The following is a 4,183-nucleotide window of genomic DNA, read 5'->3' as shown; positions in this document are numbered from 1 at the left end:
CTGGCTAATTTGTTAGAAATTATGTCCCAGCCTCATTTATTTATGATTCGTATTCTTATTTTGAGGGCTGGGAGAGAATAATTGTTGCTTTGTACTGTACTTTTTATTAAAAAGCTTCATAGTTAATCATCCTTTTTAAAATTGTTTTGTTCTTAAGTATTCAGATAAACGTTGAACAAATTTATCTGATACGTGATTTTCGATTAAATCAACCTCTTGGTTGACTTCAGAAGAGTTGATATTTAATACTTTTATGAAAAACGCTTTAATAATCTCATGATTGTTAGTCATTTCTATCGTATAAGTTAATCCTTTCTTAGTTAACATAACACCACGATAATGTTCACTTTTGACAAAACCTGCTTCGGTTAATCGATCTAACATTTGGCTAATTGAAGGGGGCGCTGCTCCTAACTTTTTAGATAACATTTTATTAGACACTAGCTCAATGTCTCCACCTAATTGGAAGATAATTTTCAAATATTTCTTTTGCGCATCAGTAATCATGATCCCACCTACAATTTTGATTTTTAAAGCAGAAATAGCTAGCCAAACTTCAAATTTTCGTTTGACTAAATAATATATTTAGGATAACCTAAATATATTATTTACGCAAGTGAAGAAAGAAGGGAATAGCGTGTTAGATGTACAAAACTTGTCAGTGGTTTATGATAATCAAACCCGAGCTTTACAAGATGTTTCTTTACAAATGATAGAAGGACAAATTGTTGGGATTATTGGCCCAAATGGGGCAGGTAAATCAACTTTGATTAAAGCAATGATTAATTTAATACCACACAAAGGACAAACATTTTTTAAAAGTAAGCCTATACATAAGCAACTTAAAAATCTTTCATACGTCGAACAAAAAAGTAATATCGATACAACGTTTCCTATGAAAGTTTTAGATTGTGTCATTTTAGGTATATACCCTCGGTTAAAACCGTGGCAGTTACCTGGGAAAAAAGAAAAAGCAATGGCAACAGAAGCCCTTAACAAAGTGGATATGTCGGAATATAAAGATCGACAAATAGGGGAGCTATCAGGAGGACAATTTCAACGAGTGTTAATTGCTAGAACGTTAGTTCAGAAAACAGATTTGATATTACTTGATGAACCTTTTGTTGGCATCGATATTACAAGTGAAAATATCATTGTTGATTTATTAAAAGAACTAGCTGAATCTGGAAAAACAATTTTAATTGTTCATCATGACTTATCCAAAGTCAGTAAATATTTCGATAGCCTTATTCTTTTAAATAAACATTTAATCGATTTTGGTTCTGTTGAAAATGTGTTTACGGGAGATAACTTAGCACAAGCCTTTGGCACAAATATTTTGATCCCTTCTGAAAGTGGGGATAAAAATGATTAGTCAATTTATACATGAGTTATTTCAGTTTAGTTTTCTTCAAAGAGCACTTGTAACTTCTGTTGTCATCGGAATCATCTGTGGCGTTATTGGTTGTTTCATCGTATTAAGAAGTTTGGCGCTAATGGGAGATGCTATCTCACATGCAGTTCTACCGGGTGTAGCTATTTCTTATATGATGGGCATTAATTTTTTCTACGGTGCGGTAGTCTTTGGGATTATGGCAGCTTTAGGAATCGGTTTCGTTAACCAAAACAGTAAAATCAAAAGCGATTCATCTATAGGTATTGTTTTTTCTGCCTTTCTAGCTTTAGGGGTTTTACTTGTTACGAAAGCGCAATCGTCCATAGATTTAACGGAAATTTTATTTGGTAATGTACTGACAGTTAAAGAACAGGATCGAACATTAACATTTATTGTCGCTGCGATTGTCTTAATTATTGTAGTGATCTTTTATAAAGAATTTTTACTATCAACGTTTGATCCAACCATGGCTGCAGCTTCAGGTTTACCAACAAAATTCATCCATTACACAATCATGGTGTTATTAACGTTAGTAACTGTTGCCTCATTACAAACCGTCGGTGTTATTTTAGTTGTTTCTTTATTGATTACGCCAGCTTCGACAGCTTATTTACTGACTAAAAGACTATCAACCATGATTCTTTTATCAGCGTTGATAGGTGCTATTTCATCTATTATTGGGTTGTTCTTTAGTTTTACATTTAACTTACCTTCAGGTGTGGTTATTGTATTAGTTATTACAGCTATATTTATTATCACATTCTTCTTAGCACCTAGAAATGGGCTATTGTGGAGAATGATTAAACATTAACTTAGGAGGATTTTTATAATGAAAAAAGTGATATTATTTTTATTCACCATTACACTTTCTGTTGTTTTAGCAGCTTGTAGTAATGGAGATAAAGACGGTGATTCAGATAAAGAATTAGAATCAGTAGATAAAGATAAAATCAAAGTGGTCACAAGTTTTTCTATGATTGATGATATGGTTAAAGAAATTGGCGGAGAGCACGTTGAAGTTAAAAATTTAGTGCCTACAGGCACTGACCCGCATGACTACGATCCTAAACCAGATGACATTAAACATATCTCGAGTGCCGATTTGGTTTTCTATAATGGATTGAATTTAGAAGGTGGCAGTAAAGGTTGGTTATTTAAAGCTTTAGAGTCTTCTGATTTTTCAAAAGAAAATGCGATAAAAACATCAGAAGGTGTTAAACCTAAATACATTAAAGATGAAGATGGCAAAAAAGAAGTGAACCCTCATGCATTTATTGATCCGAAAGTAGGAGAAAAAATGATTAAAAATATCACGAAATCTTTATCTGAAAGAAATCCAAAAAACAAAGATTATTATAAAGAAAATGAAAAAGCATATTTAAAAAAATTACATAACATCGAAGATGATTATGAAAAACAATTAGGCGATATTCCTAAGAAAGATCGTGTTTTTGTAGCGAGTGAACAAGCTTTCCAATATTTAACAGACCGTTATGACCTAAAAGAAGGTTATATTTGGGCGATAGACACGGACGAGAATGGATCTCCAGAACAAATCAAAGATTTAGTAAAATTTATTGATAAAAATGAGCCATCTCACTTATTTGTAGAATCAAACGTAGATAAGCGTCCAATGGAAACCGTATCTAAAGAAAGTGGCGTATCAATTTACAAGAAACCAATTTACTCTGATGAAATTAGTAAAGAAGGTGGCGTAGCTGATACTTATCTTAAATATTTAGAGTATAATTTAGATGTTTTAACTGATGGATTGGAAAAATAACAATGAAACTAAAAGTGAGCGTTATTGTCTATATAGATAATAACGCTCACTTTTTTACTTATCTTTTGGAAGAGATGTTTCGTCTTCATATCTTATTAAAGGGAAAAATATGAAGAAGTTTGAAATTATCATTTTTACAGTTTAATAAAGTTTAGAATTTTAAATTAAAAGAAGCAGGTTATTGTATAACATATTATCATTTCCTAATGTGTTATACAATCACTTTTTACTCATTTTATTAATTATTTTGTTCTTTCATTTTTAATTCGATATACGGTCTGTCTTGTAATATCTACTTCTTTAGCAATTTTACTAATAGAAATTCCTTGATCTAACATTTCTACAACACGTTGATAAACTAAACGTTTCTGTGGGTCTTTCGCGTTTGGTGAGTAAAGGACAGGTCTGCCTTTATAGATACCTTTTTCTTTCGCTACCTTAATTCCCTGTGCTTGCCTACGCTTACTTTCATTTCTTTCTTGTTCTGAAATCATTGCTAAAATTTGAATGATTAAATCTTTCATGAACTTATCTAATAATGGGTTACCAATTGCTTCATTCATCATAGGCAAGCTTGTAATCATTAATTGAACTTCTTTTTCTTTTAAATAGTTCACCGTTTGAATAATCTCGTCATAATTTCTTCCTAGACGGTCAATCGATTCAACGATTAAACGATCTCCCATTCTTACAAAGTTCAATGTTTCTATAAAAATAGGTCTATCTTCAATCGATTTACCTGATTGTTTTTCTGTGAATATTTTTTCAGCACCAAATGCTTCTAAATTTTCAATCTGTCTATCTAAATTCTGATCAATGGTTGATACTCGTGCATAACCAACTATCATTTTCAACACCATTTCTCACACACCCTAATCATACATTTAGAAACTGTATTTTACAAGGGCTCCTAATTGTTCAATTAGGGTAGATCCTGTCTAATTTTTATCTTTCTTAAAATTTAGTAATATTATTTATCTTTATTTTCTTGGTTATTTAACTTA

The 4,183-nt window shown here is 31.4% G+C and carries 5 protein-coding genes; 3 read left to right on the top strand and 2 right to left on the bottom strand.

The window, feature by feature from the left end; genetic code table 11:
- Window positions 1-135: 135 nt before the first annotated feature.
- A complete protein-coding gene (locus HMPREF3265_RS05810) occupies window positions 136-507 on the bottom strand; it encodes a metal-dependent transcriptional regulator (protein WP_002497484.1) in 372 nt (123 codons plus the stop codon).
- Between the two features lie 130 nt (window positions 508-637).
- Here HMPREF3265_RS05810 and HMPREF3265_RS05805 point away from each other — a divergent pair, with 130 nt between their 5' ends.
- Genes HMPREF3265_RS05805 through HMPREF3265_RS05795 form a run of 3 tightly spaced genes read left to right on the top strand, consistent with a single transcriptional unit; the run spans window position 638 to window position 3,179 of the window.
- Complete coding sequence (locus HMPREF3265_RS05805; RefSeq protein ID WP_002497485.1) at window positions 638-1,375, top strand: metal ABC transporter ATP-binding protein; 738 nt, start codon at window positions 638-640, stop codon at window positions 1,373-1,375.
- Complete coding sequence (locus HMPREF3265_RS05800; protein ID WP_002497486.1) at window positions 1,368-2,207, top strand: metal ABC transporter permease; 840 nt, start codon at window positions 1,368-1,370, stop codon at window positions 2,205-2,207. Before HMPREF3265_RS05805 ends, HMPREF3265_RS05800 begins: the two co-directional genes overlap by 8 nt.
- Window positions 2,208-2,225: 18 nt before the next feature.
- On the top strand, window positions 2,226-3,179 hold the full coding sequence (locus HMPREF3265_RS05795; RefSeq protein WP_002497487.1) for a metal ABC transporter substrate-binding protein: 954 nt from the start codon (window positions 2,226-2,228) through the stop codon (window positions 3,177-3,179).
- A gap of 242 nt (window positions 3,180-3,421) precedes the next feature.
- On the opposite strand, the gene HMPREF3265_RS05790 is transcribed toward HMPREF3265_RS05795, so the two are convergent.
- A complete protein-coding gene (locus HMPREF3265_RS05790; RefSeq protein ID WP_002497488.1) occupies window positions 3,422-4,027 on the bottom strand; it encodes a recombinase family protein in 606 nt (201 codons plus the stop codon).
- Window positions 4,028-4,183: the final 156 nt, after the last annotated feature.

Source organism: Staphylococcus sp. HMSC62B09, assembly GCF_001839115.1.
Taxonomy (GTDB): Bacteria; Bacillota; Bacilli; order Staphylococcales; family Staphylococcaceae; genus Staphylococcus; species Staphylococcus haemolyticus.
This window is presented reverse-complemented; position numbering and strand designations above follow the sequence as displayed.

What these genes read in the sequence shown, in the direction of transcription:
- HMPREF3265_RS05810 (WP_002497484.1), bottom strand. Translation starts at nt 507, where the DNA reads ATGATTACTGATGCGCAAAAGAAATATTTGAAAATTATCTTCCAATTA.
- HMPREF3265_RS05800 (WP_002497486.1), top strand. Translation starts at nt 1,368, where the DNA reads ATGATTAGTCAATTTATACATGAGTTATTTCAGTTTAGTTTTCTTCAA.
- HMPREF3265_RS05790 (WP_002497488.1), bottom strand. Translation starts at nt 4,027, where the DNA reads ATGATAGTTGGTTATGCACGAGTATCAACCATTGATCAGAATTTAGAT.
- HMPREF3265_RS05795 (WP_002497487.1), top strand. Translation starts at nt 2,226, where the DNA reads ATGAAAAAAGTGATATTATTTTTATTCACCATTACACTTTCTGTTGTT.